The organism is Aeromonas sp. HMWF017 (assembly GCF_003061465.1).
GTDB classification, from domain to species: Bacteria; Pseudomonadota; Gammaproteobacteria; order Enterobacterales; family Aeromonadaceae; genus Aeromonas; species Aeromonas veronii.
The window spans coordinates 1-2820 of the sequence record NZ_QAJD01000149.1; the positions used below are offsets into that span (position 1 = coordinate 1).

The window sequence follows — 2820 nt, forward strand, 5'->3', positions numbered from 1 at the left end:
CTTTCAGATATGGAGTTTTATCCAGAAAGTAGTGACTACTTAGATGCTGATATTGATAGCATAGTTGTCAACCAAGTTAATATAATAGACAAAAATATTATAGAAGTCAGCCCTCATAGCGCAACCTATGAATTAACGATAGAGATGCTGGTTAGTGCAGAATATTCAGCTGCAAATTATGAGGACTCTCCTTGGGATCCTGAAGATAGAGAATTTGTTTTTATAGTGACCGATAAGTTACACGCCAAGCATAAAGAGGAAACGTTCGTCTATGTAAAGTTGAATTATGAAGACGAGCTTGCTGCACGTGCAACAATAGAAGAGATAGAATTTACTGATTCCCTAATATCTCTAGATATAGATAGCGCCGAGATAATACTTCAAAAGTCTTCTTATGATCCTGATGACTATGAAGAATAAGATCCCACCCGTATAACGGGTGGGTTTTATTTCATTATCACCAGACTAATCTAGGATATTTAACCCAACGGCGGCGTGCGTGGCGGCACCATACGCTTGCTGCCGGTGGATTCGAAGGCCGAGGCGAAGCGCAGCAGGTTGTTGTCGTCATAGGCGCGACCGGCGAAGGTCAGGCCCACCGGCATACCGATATCGGCCATGATGCCCATGGGGACGGTGACAGTCGGCACGCCGAGGTGGCGAATGGCGAGGTTGCCGTTGGCAACCCAGATGCCGTTGCTCCAGGCGATATCGGCGGAGGCCGGATTCACATCCGCATCAGCCGGGGCGACGTCGGCGACGGTGGGGAACAGCACGGCATCGAGCTTGAGCCCGTCCATCCAGTCTTCCAAGTCCAGCTTGCGGGTCTTTTCCAGACCACGCAGGCCGTCCGGCACTGTGGCGATCTCGTCCCAGGATTTCAGGCCGCGCTTGGCCATATTGACGTACTCGTCCATGCCCGCCGCCAGATCGCCCTCGCGGTTCGGCAGGGTGCCCGGATCGTGGGGGAAGATCTTCGGCCCATCGACATCCTCAAGCTTGTTCAACTTGGGATCGCCGTTGGCGCGCAGGAAGTCGTCGAACGCCCAGCCGGAGAGCTCCCACAGCTCGTCGTTGAGAAACTCCGGGCTCACGATGCCGCGATTGAACACGGTCGGCGCACCTGGTCGATCCCCTTCGCAGTTGGAGACCAGCGGGAAGTCCACTTCGATAACTTCGGCGCCAGCGGCTTCCAGCGCCTTGCGCGCATCTTCCCAGAGGGCGATCACGGTCTCGCGGGTATGGATGCGCTGACCGGTCGGGCCGCCGATGCCGGGGTTTTCGCTGGTGCCGGCCAGTTCATCCTTGTTGATAAACATGCGCGGCACGCCGAGGCGCTTGCCCTTGAGGGCATCGGCCTTGGCAGCCAGATCCAGATAGGAAGCCGGACGCACCTCGGAGGCCTTGGGCAGCTGCACCCAAGGTTGCATGCGCCACAGATCGCCACGGGTCTCGGCATCGTCAGCCACTACCACGTCGAGCACTTCCAGCAGATCATTCATGGTGCGGGCATAGGGCACCACCACATCCATGGTCGGAGTCAGCGGCCAGTTGCCGCGCACCGAGATGACGCCACGGGACGGGGTGTAGGCACACAGACCGTTGTTGGAGGCAGGGCCTCGGCCGCTCGACCAGGTCTCTTCCGCCAGACCGAAGGCGGAGAAGCTGGCGGCGGTGGCGGTACCGGCACCGTTGGAGGAGCCGGAGGCAAAGGGCGCAGTCAGGTAGTCGGCGTTGTAGGGGCTCTCGGCACGGCCATAGACGCCGCGCTGCATGCCGCCATTGGCCATCGGCGGCATATTGGTTTTGCCAAGGCAGATGGCACCGGCGGCGCGCAGGCGCTCAACGGTAAAGGCATCGCGCTGGGCCACCAGATCCTTGAAGGCCGGGCTGCCGGAGGCGGCAGTCAGCCCCTTGACCAGATAGCTGTCTTTGGCGGTGTAGGGGATGCCGTCGAGCGGGCTCAGGGTCTCGCCACGGGCGCGGCGGGCATCGGAAGCCTCGGCCTCTTTCAGCGCATCGGGATTGGCGACCACCACGGCATTGAGTTTGGTGGCAGTCTCGGGGCCGTTGTAAGCCTCGATCCGGGCCAGATAGGCCTTGACCAGTTCGACCGCTGTGGTGCGGCCTGATTCGAGCGCAGCACGCAGCTCGGCAATGGAAACCTCGGTCACTTCGATCATGGGGATCTCCTGTAAAAGGGTGACTGTTTGTCATGATGATCGCCGCATCAGCGCCTGCTGACCATCACACCATCAAGAGAGAAAACCCCACGGCGTGGGGTTTTGAATACCAACCTCAGCTGGCTTGGAACAGGTTATTACTTCCCTGAGGGGATTTGCTGAGTAATGCAGTGGATATTGCCACCGCCCAGCAGGATCTCGCGGGCCGGCACGCCGACCACGGTGTGATCGGGGAAGATCTCTTCCAGAATGCGTTGGGCTTCGCCATCGGTGGCGGCATCCAGCAGCGGATAGACGATGCGATCGTTGGTGATGAGGAAGTTCACATAGGAACCGGCCAGACGGCCTTCTGCCTCGCGCGGCACACCGGTACCGCTCTCGACACCGGCAGACTCCTCTTCAGTGCAGAACAGTGGGCCCGGCTGGGGCAGCTTCCACACTTTCAGCTTGCGACCCTTGGCATCGACCGCCGCTTCCAGCACCTTGAGGGCGGCCACGGAGCGGGCGTACTGGGGATCGTTCTGATCGTCAGTCCAGTGCAGGGCCACTTCCCCCGGACGCACGAAGCAGCACATGTTGTCGATGTGGCCGTCGGTTTCATCCATGTAGACGCCTTCGTCCAGCCAGATAAAGCTGG

General features: G+C 59.0%; 2 protein-coding genes and 1 pseudogene. 1 reads left to right on the forward strand and 2 read right to left on the reverse strand.

Going from position 1 to position 2820, the window contains the following annotated elements; genetic code table 11:
* A pseudogene (locus DBR30_RS21280) lies at positions 1 to 420 on the forward strand (hypothetical protein); the annotation flags it as partial.
* A 59-nt stretch (positions 421 to 479) separates the two neighbouring features.
* Here the strand turns inward: DBR30_RS21280 and DBR30_RS15560 are convergent.
* Together DBR30_RS15560 and DBR30_RS22315 are read right to left on the reverse strand one after the other, a co-directional pair.
* On the reverse strand, positions 480 to 2183 hold the full coding sequence (locus tag DBR30_RS15560; RefSeq protein WP_108542333.1) for an amidase: 1704 nt from the start codon (positions 2181 to 2183) through the stop codon (positions 480 to 482).
* A 137-nt stretch (positions 2184 to 2320) separates the two neighbouring features.
* The coding region (locus DBR30_RS22315; protein ID WP_258224452.1) for an agmatine deiminase family protein at positions 2321 to 2820 on the reverse strand (500 nt) is incomplete at its 5' end.